Origin of the sequence: Pseudomonas sp. NY15374, from assembly GCF_048068255.1 — a bacterium.
Classification (GTDB): domain Bacteria; phylum Pseudomonadota; class Gammaproteobacteria; order Pseudomonadales; family Pseudomonadaceae; genus Aquipseudomonas; species Aquipseudomonas machongensis.
This window is the reverse complement of sequence record NZ_JBLUPZ010000015.1, coordinates 1-18,967: the sequence shown is the minus strand read 5'-3', so window position 1 is coordinate 18,967 and position 18,967 is coordinate 1. Positions and strand designations below refer to the sequence as shown.

Annotated in this window: 17 protein-coding genes; 11 read left to right on the top strand and 6 right to left on the bottom strand. The window is 62.4% G+C overall.

Annotation, left to right across the window (positions count from 1 at the left end):
* Positions 1-58 precede the first annotated feature (58 nt).
* The 3 genes from ACNFHO_RS24585 (at position 59) to ACNFHO_RS24575 (ending at position 6,185) form a co-directional block, all read left to right on the top strand.
* Entirely contained in the window at positions 59-1,945 is a 1,887-nt protein-coding gene (locus ACNFHO_RS24585; RefSeq protein WP_416767671.1) for a hypothetical protein, read from the top strand.
* A complete protein-coding gene (locus ACNFHO_RS24580; protein ID WP_416767670.1) occupies positions 1,942-3,789 on the top strand; it encodes a hypothetical protein in 1,848 nt (615 codons plus the stop codon). Before ACNFHO_RS24585 ends, ACNFHO_RS24580 begins: the two co-directional genes overlap by 4 nt.
* Before the next feature lie 197 nt (positions 3,790-3,986).
* Positions 3,987-6,185, top strand: coding sequence for an autotransporter outer membrane beta-barrel domain-containing protein (locus tag ACNFHO_RS24575; protein WP_416767669.1), 2,199 nt, complete (start codon positions 3,987-3,989; stop codon positions 6,183-6,185).
* 58 nt (positions 6,186-6,243) lie between these two features.
* Here the strand turns inward: ACNFHO_RS24575 and ACNFHO_RS24570 are convergent, their stop codons facing one another.
* From ACNFHO_RS24570 to ACNFHO_RS24555, 4 genes are all read right to left on the bottom strand, one after another.
* Complete coding sequence (locus ACNFHO_RS24570; RefSeq protein ID WP_063545980.1) at positions 6,244-8,031, bottom strand: hypothetical protein; 1,788 nt, start codon at positions 8,029-8,031, stop codon at positions 6,244-6,246.
* Between the two features lie 226 nt (positions 8,032-8,257).
* On the bottom strand, positions 8,258-9,307 hold the full coding sequence (locus tag ACNFHO_RS24565) for an alkene reductase (RefSeq protein ID WP_414154191.1): 1,050 nt from the start codon (positions 9,305-9,307) through the stop codon (positions 8,258-8,260).
* A gap of 19 nt (positions 9,308-9,326) precedes the next feature.
* A complete protein-coding gene (locus ACNFHO_RS24560; RefSeq protein ID WP_054893812.1) occupies positions 9,327-10,499 on the bottom strand; it encodes an MFS transporter in 1,173 nt (390 codons plus the stop codon).
* Positions 10,500-10,512: 13 nt separating this feature from the next.
* The gene (locus ACNFHO_RS24555; RefSeq protein WP_054893811.1) at positions 10,513-10,815 is read right to left on the bottom strand and encodes an ArsR/SmtB family transcription factor; all 303 of its coding nucleotides are present in this window, start codon (positions 10,813-10,815) and stop codon (positions 10,513-10,515) included.
* A 152-nt stretch (positions 10,816-10,967) separates the two neighbouring features.
* Here ACNFHO_RS24555 and ACNFHO_RS24550 point away from each other — a divergent pair, with 152 nt between their 5' ends.
* Positions 10,968-11,540, top strand: coding sequence for an ACP phosphodiesterase (locus ACNFHO_RS24550; protein ID WP_112899062.1), 573 nt, complete (start codon positions 10,968-10,970; stop codon positions 11,538-11,540).
* Between the two features lie 133 nt (positions 11,541-11,673).
* On the opposite strand, the gene ACNFHO_RS24545 is transcribed toward ACNFHO_RS24550, so the two are convergent.
* Positions 11,674-12,465, bottom strand: coding sequence for a lysophospholipid acyltransferase family protein (locus ACNFHO_RS24545; RefSeq protein ID WP_416767668.1), 792 nt, complete (start codon positions 12,463-12,465; stop codon positions 11,674-11,676).
* Positions 12,465-13,220: an L-ornithine N(alpha)-acyltransferase gene (gene olsB / locus ACNFHO_RS24540; RefSeq protein WP_416767667.1), complete on the bottom strand. Its 756-nt coding sequence runs from the start codon at positions 13,218-13,220 to the stop codon at positions 12,465-12,467. The genes ACNFHO_RS24545 and olsB overlap by 1 nt, the downstream gene beginning before the upstream one ends.
* Positions 13,221-13,356: 136 nt before the next feature.
* Between olsB and ACNFHO_RS24535 the strand changes: the two genes are divergently transcribed.
* From ACNFHO_RS24535 to ACNFHO_RS24505, 7 genes are all read left to right on the top strand, one after another.
* Positions 13,357-14,244: an acyl-CoA dehydrogenase gene (locus tag ACNFHO_RS24535; protein WP_416767666.1), complete on the top strand. Its 888-nt coding sequence runs from the start codon at positions 13,357-13,359 to the stop codon at positions 14,242-14,244.
* Between the two features lie 42 nt (positions 14,245-14,286).
* Positions 14,287-15,375, top strand: coding sequence for a serine hydrolase domain-containing protein (locus ACNFHO_RS24530; RefSeq protein ID WP_416767665.1), 1,089 nt, complete (start codon positions 14,287-14,289; stop codon positions 15,373-15,375).
* On the top strand, positions 15,372-15,668 hold the full coding sequence (locus ACNFHO_RS24525) for an amidase (RefSeq protein ID WP_416767664.1): 297 nt from the start codon (positions 15,372-15,374) through the stop codon (positions 15,666-15,668). The genes ACNFHO_RS24530 and ACNFHO_RS24525 overlap by 4 nt, the downstream gene beginning before the upstream one ends.
* A gap of 45 nt (positions 15,669-15,713) precedes the next feature.
* On the top strand, positions 15,714-16,295 hold the full coding sequence (locus ACNFHO_RS24520; RefSeq protein ID WP_054893805.1) for a YceI family protein: 582 nt from the start codon (positions 15,714-15,716) through the stop codon (positions 16,293-16,295).
* A gap of 1 nt (position 16,296) precedes the next feature.
* A complete protein-coding gene (locus ACNFHO_RS24515) occupies positions 16,297-17,454 on the top strand; it encodes a phospholipase D-like domain-containing protein (RefSeq protein ID WP_054893804.1) in 1,158 nt (385 codons plus the stop codon).
* A 79-nt stretch (positions 17,455-17,533) separates the two neighbouring features.
* Positions 17,534-18,112 (top strand): DJ-1/PfpI family protein, encoded by a 579-nt coding sequence (locus ACNFHO_RS24510; RefSeq protein ID WP_054893803.1) that lies wholly within the window; start codon positions 17,534-17,536, stop codon positions 18,110-18,112.
* Between the two features lie 142 nt (positions 18,113-18,254).
* Positions 18,255-18,845 (top strand): GNAT family N-acetyltransferase, encoded by a 591-nt coding sequence (locus ACNFHO_RS24505; protein WP_054893802.1) that lies wholly within the window; start codon positions 18,255-18,257, stop codon positions 18,843-18,845.
* Positions 18,846-18,967 lie beyond the last annotated feature (122 nt).

Here is an 18,967-nt window from a genome sequence, read left to right as displayed (position 1 = left end):
CCCTCTGACCCAGTGAAGGCTCTGGCGGGGTGAGTGTTGCCGCACCTTAGGAGTTCTTATGATGAACATCATGCGATGCGTTCGTAGCTTGCTCATGCTTGTGGGCATTTGGGCGCTGGCCGCTTGTAGCACAATTCGCACGGCCTCGGATGACACGCAGAGCTCGGTTTTTGCTAGCGGTGTCGCATCAGCGGGCTTCACCGTTCCTGCGCCGTTATTGGTTCAAGGGCAGGTCATCAACCGTCGGCATACACTGGGACTGGACAACTTCACCGACTACGTGACGGTTCATGTCAGCTTTCCCGATATGGCGGTGGGTCATGTTGTCGGCTTGCGCTGGAAAGGTGCCGGCGAGTTCAATGCTCCGACCCAACGGATTACCCAGGTTGGCACTCAGGTCTTCAGGATACCCAGGGCGGAGGTCGCCAAGGATGACGGTCGCACGGCTGTATTGACGGCAAGCGTGGGAGGAAATGGACTTCCCTCGCTGATCATTTCCGATCCGTTGACGGTGGCGGTACAGACCAACCTGGCCTTACCCATCCCCACGCCTGTCGTGAGCGGTCTGAATGCCAATGGCGAATACGACCTGAGCCAGGGCGATGCACAGGTCGTTGTCGATTACCCGGGCATGAAAGTGAACGACACGATACGGCTGCTCTGGAAAGGCAAGCAGTCTCACTGGAGCCCGGTGTTCAAGGTGCAGAAGGTAGAACCCGCGAGGCTCAGTATCACCACCACTCAGATGTCCGACGACAAGGACAGTGCCGCTGTGGTGACCGCCAGCGTCGGCGCAGGTGGGCCATTGCTGATTTCCCAAGGGGTGAGCGTCAAGATTGTTGGCGAGCGGTCTAGCTTGTCGGCGCCCGTGGTGACCCAGGCAACCCCTGGGCGGTTGGACCTCAACGACGTGGCGGACAAGGTGACGGTGGTCTTCGATGATCCGGGAACGGTCTCGGGCTCGACGGTAAGGATCCTGGTCAAGGGCAAGGCGGAGCATTACACGCCAATCGCTACCGCTACCGGCCCTGGTCCTGTTACCTTTCAAATCGATCGCAGCGTGTTCGCGAATGATAAAGATGGCGATGTTCTGCTGACGGCCAGCCGCGGCGGCAACGGTACACCGATCGTGGTCTCGCCCCCTCTCACGTTGACGATCGTCCAGCCCAGCGGGGCAGATATCCTTGCTAGCCTCGATGCACGCTATAACAGCGTTGGTGCCTGCGGCAACAATCGTTCGGCGTTCTACTGCAACGGCGTGCTGGTGCGTTCGGTAGATAATGGCGCCTTCGATCCCTGGGATCCGAGCCCCAACCAGACAAGAATCGGTGCCACGTCATTCTCCTACATGCGCAAGGATGCAGTGGTCCGTGATACGTATCGTTTAGCGGGCTTCGTTTTCGCCAGCCTTGACGACGCCCAAGCGCTGGGCAAGCCGGTGCAGCCGCTGTGCATCTATCCCTTCGATGCCTCGACTGGTGTAGATCAGGCCGGCACCAAAGGTTGCGGCTCACGCGGTATTCCCAGTACCAGCCCCACCGATCTGAGCACCTGTGCCATGACGCCCACTCCGGCGACCACTCTCGCCACATGGCAGGCCTACACCCGGACGATCCCCGGGCAGTCCCGGCAATGCTCGTTGAGCGTACAGGTTCCGGCGCAGTTCGAGCTCTCCCTGGAGGCCAGGCGCAATCCTACGCCAAATCTCAACAACAGCTGGAACGAACTGATGATCGAGATCTGGCCAGTTGGTGCTGGGCAAAAGCTTCCCATAGTGGCGTTCTTTTACAAGGCCGGCCAGGCGGCGAGCTTGGCCAATGCCAAAACCTTCCAGCAGAAGTTCCGGGACAAGACGCAGCGTTGGGTTCCGGTGATCTCGGTCAACTTCAGTAACCAGGTTGCGCCGTTCGCATACAACCCCGCGGATCAAGGAGTGACACCTTGAAAGGCAACATCTGGATAGTCATGAGCAGCGCCGTACTGCTGGCAGCGGCGGGTTGCACGGGTAATGCTCAAAACACCGGCCTTGGCCAGCAGGTGGGACTCGCGCGTTTCGATGTTCCGGCGCCGATTCTGGTCGAGGGCCGTGAGCAGGTTATCGGCCTTGACAACTTCGGTGATCAGCTCAGCGTGCATGTGAACTATGCGTCAATGGCTGTAGGCCACACGGTCGGGTTGCGCTGGCGAGGCAAGGAGCTGCGTGATATGCCATTGCAGACCGTCGGACAGGTGGGTGCGCTCGTATTCAAAGTGCCTAGAAGTGTGGCCCAGAACGATGTTGGCAGTACCGCTCGGTTGACCGCCAGCGTCGGTGTACCTGGCTCGCCATTGATCATCTCAACTCCGCTCGATGTCCAGGTGGTGCAGTCGCTGCCTTTCGAGATTCCTGCGCCGAAGCTGGTCGGGATCAATGCCGAGGGAGACTATCGCTCTGGCAACGATGACGCGATGGTCAACGTCGACTACCCCACAATGAAGGTAGGGGACACCGTTGGCCTCAGGTGGAAGGGACGTGAAACCACTACGTTGCCGGTGCAGAGGATCGGCAAACTGGGGCCTGTGACGTTCAAGGTGCCGGTGAGTGCTGTCAGCCGTGATGTCGGTAGCGCGGTGATGATCTCTGCCAGTGTGGGAGGGGATGGTAATCCACTGCGCATTTCCCAGGCGGTCAGTGCACGGATATTGGCGCAGTCGCCGCTTGAAGCACCCATCGCCGAGCAGGCGGTGCAGGGTGAGCTTGACCTCAATCGGATCGCAGCGAGTACACCGATCAAGGTGCAGGCTCAACGCTTGCAGAAGGACGACATCGTAGGTATGCGCTGGCAAGGGGTAGAGCGTCTGGACCTGCCCACGCAACGCTATGGCGGCACAGGCGATATCCTTTTCCAGGTCAACAAGGATGCTGTCGTCAAGGACCTGGACAAGGCCGTGCGCATTACCGCGAGCCTGGGACGTGGTGGTAATCCTCTGGTGATCTCCGCGCCCCTGGATCTGAAGATCGTCAAATCCGCATTGCCCCCTGGAGAGATCGTCGCGGCACGCTTGAATGAACGTTATCGGGCGGTGCCAGCCGCCTGCAACGGCAACACGCCAGCTTATTACTGCAGTGGTGTGATAACGCGGGGCACGACCAACGACGCGTTCGATCCATGGAATCCAAGTCCTGGATCGGTAAACCTGGGGTCCGTGTCGTTTTCGTTCATTCGTATGGATTCCCATACGCCTGGTCTCTATGGACGCAGTGGTTTCATCTTCACGGATCAGGAAACTGCCATCGCGCAAGGCAAGGCCCAGACCTTGCGCTGTATCTACCCCTACAACGCAAGCACTTCGACGAACGCCAATAACAATGGATGCGGACTGCGACGTACCCTTGATGCCGTCGACCAGAGTTCCTGCGCGGCGATCAACGTTACCACGGCAGCACAATGGGTCAATCATGCGCGTGGCGTGCCTAGTTCAGCCTACCAATGCTCACTTAGTACGCAGGTAGCTTCCCAGTTCTTGGCCTCGCTGCAAGCGAGGGCTACACCTTTACCTAACATGACTTATGGCTGGAACGAAATTCTCATCCAGACCTGGCCTCAGAACATCGGCGATAGATTGCCTATCGAAGCCTTCTACTACATTGCCAGCAAGGCCGGGGGAGCGGCGGACGCCAAGGTGTACCAGACAAAGTACAAAACCCGTACCAATCTTTGGGTGCCGGTGATCCGGCTGGATGACAGCCAGTATGGTAAGGGTGATCCCTTCACATACCTGTCTACAGACCAGGCGGTGCAGCCCTGAAGCGATTGGAGGTTAAAAATATAGGGAAAATCCTACATAGCTGATGGGAAAGGATTTGGATAATTCGCGGCCATCCAGCGTTTCACCATGATCTGCTCAGGCTCGACTGCACCTGGGCCTGAGGGTGGGGAGGCGATCCGCAGCCCTCAATTGCGCTCAGCGTAATCAGGACGGCGACTCAACACAGGAAGCCAAGCATGACACTCAACTCGCACAAATCACACTTGTCCTTCGTCGCTACCCTGGTTGCGATGACTGTTAACGGCATCGCCCATGCAAAGACCCTCGACGGGGAAAGTGCCCGGGTGGACGTTCCGGAATCCGAGTTCTATTTGTTGCTCAACGGCTCTCGCCTTGAGGTGAGCTCGAGCGGCAGCATTCTTGATGTAGAGGCGCGTAATGGTTCCCAGGTGGTCGTCGATGGAGGCGTGATACAAGGGCGAGGTCCAGCCACCGGCCTTGCTTTGAACGATGGCAGCTCGGCGCGTCTGAACAATGCGACGGTCACTGGTGGTACCTATGGTGCGAGCGGATCTTCAGCCGCAACGATGAGTGCCACCGGCGGCAGCATCACTGGTCAGAACGGCTTGAGTTTTTCAGGTGGGAGTACGTTGGACCTGGCTGGAACCTCCGTCACCGGGACCGGCGGCGTCGGAGCATTCGTACTGGGTTCGACACTCAACGCTTCCCAAGGTACGGCTATCACCGGCGCAACTTCGGGTATCGAAATACGCCAGGACCGAAACACTGCCGCGCCCGAGGCGCGGGTCAACCTCGACAGTTCCACCGTGGTCGGCCAGAACGGTGCCGCCATCGTTGTCAGGGACAGTGGCAACGGCAACAAGGGCACAGCGCACATCCTGGTTGGCAACAAGAGTCAGCTCTCGGGCAGCAACGGCAACATTCTCGAAGTCAATCGTGGCATGACGGCAGACTTCGTGGTCGACGACAGCACTCTTCAAGGTGATATCGTGGTCGATTCCACCAGTAATGCAGACATCACCCTGCGCAACCAGGCGATGTTGACCGGCAACATGACCAACGTGCGAAGCCTGGGAATCGACAATGCCACCTGGGTCCTGAGTCAACTGCAGACGGACGGTGTGAAGGACCTTTCGCTCAATGGCGGCAGGGTAGTGCTCAATACCGATGGCACGGTATCCGAGGGTTTCAAGACACTGACGGTCGATAGCTTGTCGGGCAATGGCGTGTTCGTGATGAAGGTCGATCTGGCCGAGTCCGAAGGCGACAAACTGGTGGTGAGGAATGAAGCGAATGGCAATCACCAGTTGAGCGTCAGCAGCACCGGCAACGAACCCCAGGCGGGTGCCCAGCCGCAGCTGTTGGTCCAGACCGGGGGCGGTAGTGCACAGTTTGGCCTGGAACATGAGGTCGACCGCGGCGCGTTCGTCTACACCCTGGAAAAAGGTGAAACCGATGACAATTGGTACTTGGTGCAGAAGCTTGCCGACGATGGCGGCCCGATCGTCACCCCAAGCACTCGCGTAGTACTCGGATTGTTCAGCGCGGCACCGACCGTCTGGTATGGCGAGCTGTCATCGCTGCGTACCCGCATGGGCGAGTTGCGCCTGGGGCAGGGTCAGGGTGTCTGGATGCGCAGCTATGGTAATCGCTTCAATACATCCGCGGGCAGTGGTGTCGCCTATCAGCAGAACCAGAGCGGCCTGAGCATCGGTGCCGACGGAGCAGTGCCAGGCCACGATGGACGCTGGCTGGTCGGGGTCATGGGTGGTTACAGCGAGTCCGATCTCAACTTCAGCCTGGGATCGTCCGGCAAGGTCAAGAGCTACTATGTGGGTGCCTATACCACTTGGATATCCGACGCCGGCTATTACGTCGATGGCGTAATCAAGTACAACCGTTTCGACAATCGCGGCGACGTAACCATGAGTGATGGCGTGCGAGCCAAAGGCAGCTACGACAACAGTGGCCTGGGCGCCTCGATCGAAGTCGGCAAGCACATCAAGCTCGACGACGGCTGGTACGTGGAACCCTTCACCCAATTGTCGACCCTGTGGGTTGGCTCTGACAGTTACTCACTGGACAACGGTTTGCGAGCGCGCAGTGAGGGTGCCGATTCGGTACTGGGCAAGTTGGGTGCCCAACTCGGGCGCAACATTCAGCTTGAGGGTGGCGCAACCCTGCAGCCCTATGTGAAAGCAGCTTCTGCTCATGAGTTCATCAAGGGCAACAAGGTCAGGGTCAATGACAACCGCTTCAGCAACGATCTTTCCGGCACCCGTGGGGAGTTTGCCGTAGGCCTGGCGGCTCAGGTGTCCGAGGTATTGCAATTGCACGGCGAGTTCCAGTACAGCAACGGCGAAAACATCGAGCAGCCCTACGGTGTGAATCTTGGCCTGCGTTACAACTTCTGAAAACGCCCGAGTCCGCGCACTGACTTGGGTGCGCGGGCTCGAGTTCTTGCCTCAGGGACTACTGACGGACCGTGACTGTCGACACCGGAAAGGCCAATGCGCGTGTCTTCCGATCGTTGCCTTCGAAGTTCACCCAGGTTTCGAAGCGCAGTTCACTGCCCGATTCGAGTGAGGCCAGATCACGTCTCTCGAGTTTGTAGACCAATGCCAGCCCCGCCTGTTCGGCCGTTATGACGTGCGCCTCGGCAAGTTGTCGACTGAAAGGGCCTCCCGTCGCCAGCGTGCCGCTGACAGTAAGCCATAGTCGTTGCCCTGCAGCCATGAAGAACCAATCCTCCAGCACCAATGCCGCATCTGCTGTGAAGCGTTTGAGGTCCAGTACCCCATCCGTGGCCTGCTCTGGCATTGGAGCGCGTAATATTTCTGGCGAAAAGGGCAGTACCTCCAGCGTTAAATCCTGGCTGCTGGCCTCGGGAATAGTGGGGTCGGCGCGAATCAGCCGGTAGTTCAATACCAGTGAGCGCCCCAAATGCGATGCTAGCACTGCGTGTGGAACGGTCATGTACTGAGTCTGGGTGGCGCTGCCTGATGCGTAGCCTTCCACGGGGACGTATGTTCCTGGACTCTCCTGGTAATAGAGCACCAGTGTGTCGCTCGGGAGCATGCCGGGGTAACGGATCTTCGCGATTGCCGAGCCTAGAGCATGCAGGGGGGCGAGCTTGCCTCCGACTGCCTGGACGATGGCCAGGGCAGGCAGGGCCGTTGCCGGTTTGATCACCACCCGCAGATTCATGATGGGAAATGCCTGGGACGAAGCGGGATCATTGGCTCCGTCGAAGGTGACCCGTAACGAGAGTGTCAAGGTGCTGTTATCACGCAAGCCCTCCAGGTCCCTGCGCGCCAGTGGCAAGCGCAGTCCATCGGAGAGGTGTGATGGTGTGATGGACAGGCCGATAGCAACAGGTTTGGCGTACTCTGAGCCATCGCTGTTCTCGCCCTTTGCTTCCATCCAGCAGCGTTGTCCGACGGCAATCAGTGGCCAGGGTGAGGCTATGAGGTTGGCATCCGAGGCGAAGGTACTGAGGTCGAGTATTCCGTTGCGACTTTCGTCCGCGTCCGGGGAGGGGAGGTCGGTATCGGCGAAGGGTGATACCGTCAGTGTCGTCCGGGCTGACTCGATTCGGTCTGCGCCTGGTGAGACAACGCTGTAGTACAGCGTCACGCTTTTACCGACATTTGCGCCCACCACCGAGGCGAGAGTATCGAAGGACTGGCTTCCCGATCCACTGCCTGGTTTGGACTGTGGATCGGGGGTCCCTGCGCCAGGTGTGCCTTGCCAGTACATCGTGATGGTCTGGTCTGTCCGCATGTCGGGATAAGTGACCAATACTTCGACTCCGTCCTGTGCCACCATGGGGTCGAGCCTGTCCCCAGGCGCCTGTACCACGCTAGGTCGGGGGTAGTGGACCTGTGTACTGCCGATCCTCAGGACCAGTTCTTCCGAGGGAAGGCGCTGTCGTTCTCGTTCGATTTCGTATTTCACCCCGACCTGTTTTCCCTCGCTGGCAGTGACGAATCTTTTCGGGACGGGAAAAGGTATCTCGCGCCCCGCATTTGCCTGGTTGATCGGAATGTAGTCGGTGAGGGAGTCGTTCTCGTCGTTTTCCGGCCCAGTCCAGAACGCATGGAGCGTGTCCCCGACCTGGGTGTCTGCCGTTGCCGGTACCCGGAGCGAGGTGCCACCGGCGGGGACTTTTTCAGGGTCCAGTTCCCCCCTTACGGAATAGTCCACTGTGGGGCGGGGCAGTAGCGCGTTTTGTGCATGAAGGTGCGGCGTTGTCGACATCATCTACTCCCGGTGCGGGCGCGGGTTTGCGTGACGTCCTATTCAACGGTGTGAACGGCTGATTGGAAACTGGCAAAAATATTAGGTAGTACGTGCCGGGCTTGCGCCGCGACAGTCAATGTCAATGGTCGTGATCCGACCGGATCCTTATCTGGGGCCTGCCAAATGCGTCAGGTCGACTGGCGGCAGAGAACGAGCCGGCAAGGCTCATTCTCTGCGGCGCGCATTACAAACGCGGATAATCGATGTAGCCCACTGGCCCTTTGCCGTAGAACGTCTCGGGGTGCGGCTCGTTCAGCGGCGCATCGGCTGCCAGGCGTGCTGGCAGGTCTGGGTTGGCGATGAACGGGATGCCGAAGGCGACGGCATCGGCCTTGCCGCTGGCCAGTGCTGCGTTGGCGGTGGCCTTGGTGAAGCGTTCGTTGACGATGTAGGGGCCGCCGAACGCCTCTTTGATCAGCGGGCCGATGCTGTCGTCGGCTTCTTTTTCCCGCGAGCAGATGAAGGCGATGCCGCGTTTGCCCAGTTCACGGGCAACGTAGGTGAAGGTCTCGGCGCGGTCGACGTCGCCCATGTCATGGGCATCGGCCCGTGGTGCGAGATGCACGCCAACGCGCTTGGCGCCCCACACACCGACCACCGCGTCGGTCACTTCCAGCAGCAGGCGGGCACGGTTTTCCAGCGAGCCGCCGTATTGGTCGGTGCGCTGGTTGGTGCTGCTCTGCAGGAACTGATCGAGCAGGTAACCATTGGCGCCATGGATTTCCACGCCGTCGAAACCAGCAGCCTTGGCGTTCTCGGCACCGGTCCGGTAAGCCTCGACGATGTCAGCGATTTCTTCGGTTTCCAGCGCACGTGGAGTCGGGTAGTCGCTCAGCGGACGCACCAGGCTGACGTGGCCTTTGGGCTGGATCGCGCTTGGCGCCACCGGTAGCTCACCGTTCAGGTACGACGGGTGGGAGATGCGCCCGACGTGCCACAGTTGCAGGAAGATGCGCCCGCCGGCGCCATGCACGGCCTGGGTCACGTTGAGCCAGCCACGGACCTGGTCGTTGGACCAGATGCCGGGGGTGTCGGGATAGCCGACGCCCATCGGCGTGACCGAAGTGGCTTCGCTGAGGATCAGGCCGGCGCTGGCGCGCTGCACGTAGTACTCGGCCATCAGTGCGTTGGGCACGCGGCCCTCGTCGGCGCGGCAGCGGGTCAGCGGGGCCATGATGATGCGGTTGGGCAGCTCGAGGTCGCCCAGGGTGATCGGATCGAAAAGCGTGGTCATATCGCAAGCCTCGCGTAGGTCAGTTGGATGCAGCGGCCAGTTCGGCGTCGTTGTCGCCGCGCTGGTTGAAAGTGATCAGGGTGACGATCAGCGCCAGGACAGCCAGGGCACCTGCAGCCAGCGGTACGCTGGTCAGGCCCAGGCCATGGGCGATGACGCTGCCGCCGACCCAGGCGCCCAGGGCGTTGCCCAGGTTGAAAGCGCCAATATTCAGGGTCGAGACCAGGTTCGGCGCATCCTTGCCGTAGGTGACCACGTTGACCTGCAGCGCCGGAACGGCGGCGAAGGCAGCGGTGGCCCAGAGGAACAGGGTGATTTCGGCGGGCACCAGCGCGTTGCTGGTCCAGCTGAACAGGGTGGAGACCACCGCCATGGTGGCGAACACGCCCACCAGCGTGGCGGCGAGGCGGCGATCGGCAAGCTTGCCTCCGAGGATGTTACCCAGCGTCAGGCCCAGGCCGATCAGCACCAGGGTCCAGGTCACGCCGCGTGGCGATACGCCGGTAACATCACCGAGCAGTGGCGCGACGTAGGTGAACAGGGCGAACACCGAGGCCGAGAACAGTACGGTCATGCTCAGCGACAACCAGATCCGGGCACCCTTGAGGGAGGCGAGTTCAGCACGCATGTCGACCTTTTCGGCATCCTGTTGCAGGGGCAGGAAGCGGATCAGGCCGATCAATGCGATCACGCCGATGCCGGTCACGGCCCAGAAGGTCGAGCGCCAGCCGGCGACCTGGCCCAGGGCGGTGCCCAGTGGCACGCCGAGCACGTTGGCCAGGGTCAGGCCGGTGAACATCAGGGCCACGGCCGAGGCGCGGCGGTTGGCCGGCACCAGGCTGGCCGCGACCACCGAGCCGATACCGAAGAAGGCACCGTGGCACAGGGCGGTGACCACGCGGGCGAACATCAGCAGGTTGTAGTCGCTGGCCACTGCACACAGCAGATTGCCGACGATGAACACGCCCATCAGCACCACCAATGCCGCCTTGCGTGGCAGACGGGCCGTGGCCAGGGCCATGAACGGCGCTCCGATCGCCACGCCCAGGGCGTAGCCGGTCACCAGCCAGCCGGCGCCGGGAATGCTCACCCCCAGGTCGCGCGCCACATCGGGCAGCAGGCCCATGATGACGAACTCGGTGGTGCCGATGGCAAAGGCGCTCAGCGCCAGGATCAACAGTGAAAGGGGCATTGCAAGGTCCTTGTCAGAGCTCTTGGCTCATCTGCTCGAGGAAGGCCTGGATGGTTTCCTCGTTGCGCTTGAAGAAATGCCACTGCCCGACCTTCTGGCTGCTGATCAGACCTGCGCGCTGCAAGGTGGCCAGGTGGGCGGAGACGGTCGACTGCGACAGGCCGCAGCGTTGATCGATCTGCCCGGCACAGACGCCGAATTCGGTGCTGTGGTGCTGGTCGGGGAATTGCGCCGCTGGGTTCTTCAGCCAGTTGAGGATGTCTCGGCGGACCGGATGGGCCAGGGCTTTTATTATTTCGTCGAGGTCGAGAGGCATGGTTGGGCTCGTGGTGTGTAGCGGTATATCGCGATAGGGCGAAATATAAATCGGTATTTCGCGATATACAAATATGAAGAGGTTCTGAGCTCAGCTGAAATCGCTATATCGCGTTATAACGATATAAATGTCCACGGTGATAGAATGCCGCCATGAACTACCTCGCACACCTGCACCTTGGCGGCTCCGCGCCGCAGCAACTGCTCGGCAGCCTGTACGGCGATTTCGTCAAAGGCCCGCTCGAAGGGCGCTTTGCGCCTGAGCTGGAGGCGGCAATCCGGTTGCATCGACAGATCGATCGCTACACCGACAGCCACCCGCTGGTGCTGGCGGCGCTGGCGCGTTTCCCGCGGGAGCGTCGGCGGTTTGCCGGGATTGTGCTCGACGTGTTCTTCGATCACTGCCTGGCACGGCACTGGGCGGATTACGCCGATCAGCCGCTGGCGCAGTTTACCGACAGCTTTTACCGGGTACTGTTGGCCGAGCCGCAGTTGCCGGGGCGCTTGGCACGCATTGCGCCGTTCATGGCAGCGGATGACTGGCTGGGAGCCTATGGTGATTTCGCCACGCTGGAGCAGGTGTTCAATGGCATTGCCCGGCGCTTGTCGCGGCCGGAAGGTATGGCTGGGGTGATGGATGAGCTGGAGCGGCTGTATGAGCCGTTGCTGGCGGATTTTCGTGAATTTTATCCTCAGTTGCAGGTGTTTGCGGCTACGGGGCGTTGAGGGTTTGAGGGCTGTCAGGGCCGTATCGCGGGGCAAGCCCGCTCTCACAGGTAGCCCATTGTTTTTGGAGACAATGGGGTACCTGTGGGAGCGGGCTTGCCCCGCGATAGGGCCGGTCGACCCACCCCAGCAATCAGGCCGCCCTGGCCTGCCGACGCGGCACCGCCACCTCGACGTCCTTGACCCCGAACAACGCCACCTGAATCGCCTGCTGCGCCATGAACGCCAGCGCCGCACGTTCCTTGCCCTGACTCTCCACCGGCGCCAGCAGGTGAATCACCACCTCCCCCCGCTCCCGGCCAAACAGGCGCATCAAGTGCGAAACCAGGTCATCATCGCCAATGAACGGCGCGATTGGGTCCGGTTCACCGTTGCGCAGGTATTGGATCGCCACTGGCTGCACGGGTGTGCCTTGGTCGATGGCGCCGGCCAGCAGGCGTCCGTGGAAGGTGCGCAGGGCGCGGCCATCAGTGGTGGTGCCTTCAGGGAAGATCAGCAGCGGTCGGGCCTGGCCCAGTTGCTCGCTGATCTGTTCGCGCAGACGCTGGGCATCACCGCCGCCACGGCGAATGAACAAGGTGCCGGCCTTCTCCGCCAGCCAGCCGGCCAGCGGCCATTGGCGTACCTCGGCCTTGGACAGGAACGACAGGGGTCTGAGCATGCCCAGCAGGGGAATGTCGGTCCAAGACACGTGGTTGCTGACCCACAGCATCGAGCGCTGCGGCAGTTCACCGACGACCCGCACCTCGAAGGGCAGGGCGCCGATCAGGCGTTTCATGAACAGGCAGGTCCAACGTTGCCGTCGCTCAAGGGAGGCGTGCACGCCCAGGCGTTCGCCCAGGGCGATGACGCTGGCCATGGCCATTCCCAGCAACAGCACCAGCACCAGACGCAGGAGGCGGGCACAGGCCCGCAGGCCCGGCATCAGACTGCCGCCTTGAAGTGGCGGGCGTAGCGCGGGCAGAGGTCATCGCGCTTGAGCAGGATGAACACGTCGGCGACCTGGAAGTCTTCGTCCCAGCAAGGCTCGCCACAGATCTTCGCTCCCAGGCGCATGTACGCCTTGAGCAGCGGTGGCATCTCGGTGATCACGTTGTTCGGCAGGGCCAGGCTGGGGAGCGGCTTTTTCGGCTCGGCGCGCAGGTGCTCGGTGCACAGGTAGCGTTCGCGCAGGCGCTGCATGATTGCGTGGGCCTGGATGCCGCCGTCCTGCATGGGGATGCTGGCGCAGCCCATCAGGTAGCTGTAGCGACCTTCGTTGAGCACTTCGGCAAGCTCCCCCCAGAGCACGGCGATGGTGCCGCCGTTGCGGTAGTCGGGGTCGACGCAGGTGCGGCCCAGCTCCAGGATCGGACCTTGCAGTTGCAGCAGGCCGTGCAGGCTGAATTCTTCTTCACTGTAGAAGCGGCCCAGGCTGCTGGCGGCCTGGTGGTCGAGCAGGCGGGTGGTGGCGACCAACTGGCCGGTGGCCAGGTCGCGCACACCGATGTGGCGGCAGTGGATATCGTAGTCATCCATGTCCAGGCCCCGTTCGGCGCCCTTGAGCTTGGCCTTGAATTCGGCGCTGAACACCTTGAAGCGCAGGGCCTGTGCTTCCTGCAGGGCCGCAGCGCCGACCAGGCGTTCGGCTTGCAGACGGCGTTCAGTGCTGTTGTCGCCAGAGCGAGCGATCCGAGTCATTGCGAGTCTCCATAAGCCAGCCAAATAGGGTTGCGGCCGGTCGGCTTTGTTGTGCAAAGTCAGCCTAGGTAGGCGCGGTGTCACCTCCATGAATCTTTGGTGATGCTTGCGTGACACGCCTCACGAGGAGCATTCGATGACCTGGTTGCAACGACTCAACGACCCGCTGCGCCAGGCGCTGGCGGCCACCTTGGGCGAGACCTACGCGGCCACGCTGGAGCGCCTGGGCGCTGTCACGCCGTTCGAGCTGGCGGCGCTGGGTGGGCGCGCAATGGACACGCCGGGATTGGCCTTTCTGATCGGTTACCAGGCAGCCTTGCGTGTGCTCTGGCCCAGCGCGCCTGCTGGATTGGGGGCCTTGTGCGCTACCGAGCGGCGCAGTGTGCGTCCGGCCGACATGCACACCCGCCTCGACGGCTTGCGGCTGAGTGGTCGCAAGGATTTCGTCACCGCCGGCCTCGACGCCGAATGGCTGCTGGTGGCGGCCCGCAGCGAAGCGCAGGGCGAGAGCGCGCGGCTGAGCCTGGCGGTGGTCTACCCTGGTGAGCCCGGCGTGACCCTCGAAGCGTTGCCGACCCTGCCGTTGATGCCTGAGGTCGGCCATGCCCGTGTCGAACTGAAGCACGCGGCCTGCGAACTGCTGGCCGGTGATGGCTGGGATGCCTATGTCAAACCGTTCCGCTCTCTGGAAGATCTCTACGTACTCACTGCACTGCTCGGATGGCTGCATGGCGTTGCCCAGGAATGCGCCTGGCCGCAGGCGTTGCGCCTGCGCCTGATCGGATTGCTCGCTGCCTGTGCCGAGGCCAGTCGGCAGTGCGCCGACAGCGTGGGCTGTCATCTGTTGCTGGCCGGTCTGTTCGCCCAGTTCCAGGCACTGCGTACCGATATCGACAAGGCCCTGGTCGAAGGACCTGAACACTGGATGCAGCTCTGGCAACGCGACCAGGGGCTGCTGGCGCTGGCGTCTGCGACCCGGGAAAGGCGCCTGGCCAAGGCCTGGGCGGCTGCAGGATTGTCATGAAGCCCAGGCATGCTCCGCCGATTGACCGCGCGTGAGGTATCGATGGGCAGACTGAAGGTGGTGCTGGGTATTGTCGGGCTGATCGCCCTGCCGGTGTTCGCCGAGCAGTGGCCGGGCAGCCACTGGCAGCAGGATCCGACGCAGTACGACTGGCAGGCTGTCGACGCCTATGCCTTCCCGCTGCGCGACGATGCTGTTCGCAGCGGTGTGCGCAGCGATGCACTGTTGATCATTCGTGACGGTCGCATCCTGTACGAGCGCTACGCCGCCCCCACAAGTGCCGATACCCCGCACCTGACCTGGTCGATCAGCAAGAGCGTGCTGGCCACGCTGTTGGGTGTTGCCCGCGGCGAAGGGCGTTTTCAGCTCGATGACCCGGCCGCCCGCTATTACCCCGCCCTGCGTGAGCATCCGCAACTGCGCCTGGTCGACCTGCTGCACTGGGCCAGCGGCCTGGCCTGGCAGGAAGATTATGAATATGCGCCGCTGAAATCCTCGGTAGTGGCGATGCTCTATACCCGCGGACGCAACGACATGGCGGCCTACACCGCAGGTATGGCGCAGGCCGAGAAACCGGGTGAGCATTTCGCCTATTCCAGCGGCGACAGCAACCTGCTGGCGGCGGCCTTGCGCGGCATGCTCGCGCCGGATCAATACGCCGACTATCCCTGGCAGGCGCTGTTCACCCCGCTTGGCATCACGCATGCGGTGTGGGAGCGCGACGCTGCGGGTACCTATGTCGGCTCCTCCTACCTCTACCTCAGTGCTCGCGATCTTGCGCGCATCGGCCTGCTGATGCAGCGCGACGGGCGTTGGCGTGAGCGGCAACTGCTCCCTGCCGACTGGGTGGCCTTCAACCGCACCCTGTTCACCCATGCCGAGCCGGTGCCGAGCGATGCCAACCCCGGTGGGCACTGGTGGCTGAACCAGCCACTGCCGGGCAACCCGACGCCCTGGCCGGACGCACCTACCGACACCTTCGCCGCCCTCGGTCACTGGGGCCAGGCGCTGTACGTGCTGCCCACGCAGAAGCTGGTGATCGTACGCTACGGCGACGACCGCGACGGCAGCTACAGCCACAACGAACTGCTCAAGCGCGTGCTGGCCGTGCTGGCGAAGGAGGGCGCATGAAGCGGGTCTTGTTGGTGGTGCTGCTGGTCCTGCTGGCCTGGGGATGGAGCGAACGTCAGGCCCTGTCGGATTTCCCGAGCATTCTCCCGGCGTATTCGGCAAAGGAGTACTGCTCGTGCCGCTTCGTCATGGGGTTTGACGAGGCCTATTGCCGGGCTTATGTGAAGCAGTACCTGCCGCTGGGGCGCCTGGAAGAGGACAGCCGCGCACGCAGCGTGCTCGCCGAAGGCCTGGGACGGCGTAGCCAGGCTAGCTGGCAGGGGCCTCGCGAGGGTTGTCGCTTGCTGCCGTGAAGGCCCGCAGGGTAAGGTGGCTGGCCTTGCTTCACGAGGTTTCACATGTCCACTTTGCTCCGCCTGCTACCCGCCCTGTTACTGGCCCTGTGTCTGCCCGCCCATGCCAACTGGCACCTGGACGGCGAGTCCTCGCGCCTGTCGTTCATCACTGGCAAGAACGGCGATACTGCCGAGGTGCACCGCTTCCTGGTGTTGCACGGCACCATCGACCGCAAGGGTGTGGCTGGCTTGAGCATCGAGATGGATTCGGTGAGTAGCGGTATTCCGCTGCGTGACGAGCGCATGCGTGACGGCCTGTTCGAAGTCGAGCGCTTCCCCGAAGCGACGGTCAAGGCCCAGCTCGACCTGCGGCCGATCAACGACCTGGCCAACGGTGCCCAGCTGGAGTTGCGCCTGCCACTGACCGTGACCCTGCACGGCCAGTCTCACAACTACAACGCGCTGCTGCTGGCCACCCGCCTCGATGAGCGGCGCTTCCAGGTGGTGACCCTCGAGCCGCTACTGTTGCGGGCCGAGGATTACGGCTTGCTGCCAGGGCTGGAAAGCCTGCGCAAGTTCGCCAAGCTCAAGTCCATCAACCCGTCGGTGCCGGTGAATGCGGTGCTGATCTTCACCGCACGTTGACATGCCAGGGCCAGTCTTCCCCTGGCGGGATGGCAACCAGTTCGAACTGCTGATCGACGGCCCGGAATTCTTTCCGCGCATGCTCACGGCGATCGTGCGCGCCGAGCGCCAGGTCGATCTGGAACTGTACCTGGTGGAGGCGGGGGCCTGTGCCGATGCGGTGGTCGAGGCCCTGGAGTCGGCCGCCTTGCGTGGTGTGCGGGTGCGTTGCCTGTTCGACGACTACGGCGCCCTGGCTTTCCCTTCGGCACTGCGCCAACGCTTGCAGGCCGCCGGTGTCGAGCTGCGGCTGTACAACCGCCTGCGCTGGCGCCGGGGCCTGCGCAACCTGTACCGCGATCACCGCAAGCTACTGCTGGTGGATGAGCACTGGGCGGTGGTGGGTGGTACCGGGGTGACCGACGAATTCTGGACACCGGGTCAGGAGGCGAGCGAGTGGCATGAAGTGATGGTGCGCATGGAGGGGCCGGTGGTGAGTGACTGGCAGGTGCTGTTCGACCGCCAGTGGCACGCCAACCACCGTCGTACCGCCTGGCGCCCGCCCGAGAACTTCGGCCTGTCGCGCCTGCCGAAGATGCCGGCGCAGGGGCAGGGCCTGGGCCGCGTGGCCTATGCCGACGCGCGCCAGCACCGCGACATCCTGCACTCGCTGGTCCGTGCGCTGAACAGTGGACAGCGTCGCATCTGGCTGGCGACGCCGTATTTTCTGCCGACCTGGAGCGTGCGCCGCTCGCTGCGCCGGGCGGCGCAAAAGGGCATCGACGTACGCTTGCTGCTCACGGGGCCACGTACCGACCACCCTTCGGTGCGCTACGCCGGCCATCGTTACTACCCTCGCTTGCTGCGCGCCGGGGTGAGGATCTTCGAATACCAGCCATGCTTCCTGCACCTGAAGATGGCCGTGGTCGACGACTGGGTCAGCATCGGCTCGTGCAACTTCGACCACTGGAACCTGCGCTTCAACCTCGAAGCCAACGTCGAGGCCCTCGACCCGCCGCTGACCGCAGCGGTGCTGGCCAGCTTCACGCGGGATTTCGCCGTGAGTGAGGAGGTCGATCTGGATCACTGGAAGGCCCGACCGCTGTGGCGGCGGGTGCAGCAGCGGATCTGGGGCTGGCTGGATCGTCTGGTAGTCAATCTGCTGGATCGCCGCAACTGAGACCTGCGCCGTATATCGGTCATGGACAAAGCGGACTATCGTGCAGTGATTGTTCCCTGCAAACGAAGGAGTGAATGCGATGACGGCGAAGAAGATTCTCATGCTGGTGGGCGATTACGTCGAGGACTACGAGGTGATGGTGCCGTTCCAGGCTTTGCAGATGGTCGGCCACACAGTGCACGCGGTATGCCCCGAGAAGATCGCCGGGCAGACCGTGCGCACGGCCATCCACGACTTCGAGGGCGACCAGACCTACAGCGAGAAACCTGGGCACAACTTCGCCCTCAACTTCGATTTCGTCCAGGTGCGTGCCGAAGGGTATGACGCGCTGCTGATCCCCGGTGGGCGGGCGCCGGAGTACCTGCGCCTGGACGAACGGGTGCTGAAACTGGTCAAGGAATTCGACCAGGCGGGCAAGCCGATCGCGGCGGTGTGCCATGGCGCACAGTTGCTGGCGGCGGCCGGGGTGCTCGAAGGGCGTGAATGCAGCGCCTATCCTGCGTGCGCGCCGGAGGTGCGGTTGGCCGGGGGACGGTTCGTGGATATCGCCATCGATCAGGCGCATGTGGATGGCAATCTGGTGACGGCACCGGCATGGCCGGCGCATCCGGCGTGGCTGGCGGCTTTTCTCAAGGTGCTGGGCACGCGTATCGGCTGATTCGCGATAGCGCCGGGTAGCGGTTCTGGAGAAATACCCGTCGCGCAGGGGAAAGGGCGCATGGCGCAGCCGATGTTAGGGTTTCCCCTCAGGCCCGGCTTGGCCGGGCGCGTCACCCACATCGACAGAGCGATCGCCCCGCATGGAAATCCGCCTGCTCCACGGCGCTGCCATCGCGCCTTACATCGATGACATCGCTCGCCTGCGCCTGACATTGCTACGCGAGTTTCCCTACCTCTACGAGGGTACGCCGGAGTGCGAGGCCGATGCGCTTCGCCGCTACATCGACTGCGAGTGCAGCCTGGCGATCCTGGCGGTGGACGAGGGGCGGGTGGTCGGTGCCTCGACCGGTCTGCCGCTGAGTGACAAGAGCGAGGCGTTGCGCCAGCCGTTTCTCGAGCAGGGGCGCGATCCGCGTACAGTCTATTATTTCGGCAAGTCGGTGTTGCTGCCGGCTTATCGCGGGCGGGGATTAGGTGTGCGTTTTTTCATCGAGCGTGAGTCCTATGCGCACAAGTTGGGCGGCTTTCATTACTGTGCGTTCAGCGCCGTCGAACGGCCCAATGGCCATCCGCGACGACCCGACGACTATAAGCCGCTACATGGTTTCTGGCGTAATCGTGGCTTTCTGCATCAGCCGTCCATGCGTGCGTCGTATGCCTGGCGCGATCTTGATGAAGCGGATGAGTCAGACAAGACGCTGTCGTTCTGGCTCAAGGATCTGTTGCTGTGATCCTGTGCTGAAACGGCAGCGCCCCGTTCGCGGGCAAGCCCCGTCCGTGGATGTGCGGGCTTTCCCCCCCACGGGGCGCGGCTGGTTCAGCCCGGGCTGAAAGCAGTCTTACGTAACATAAA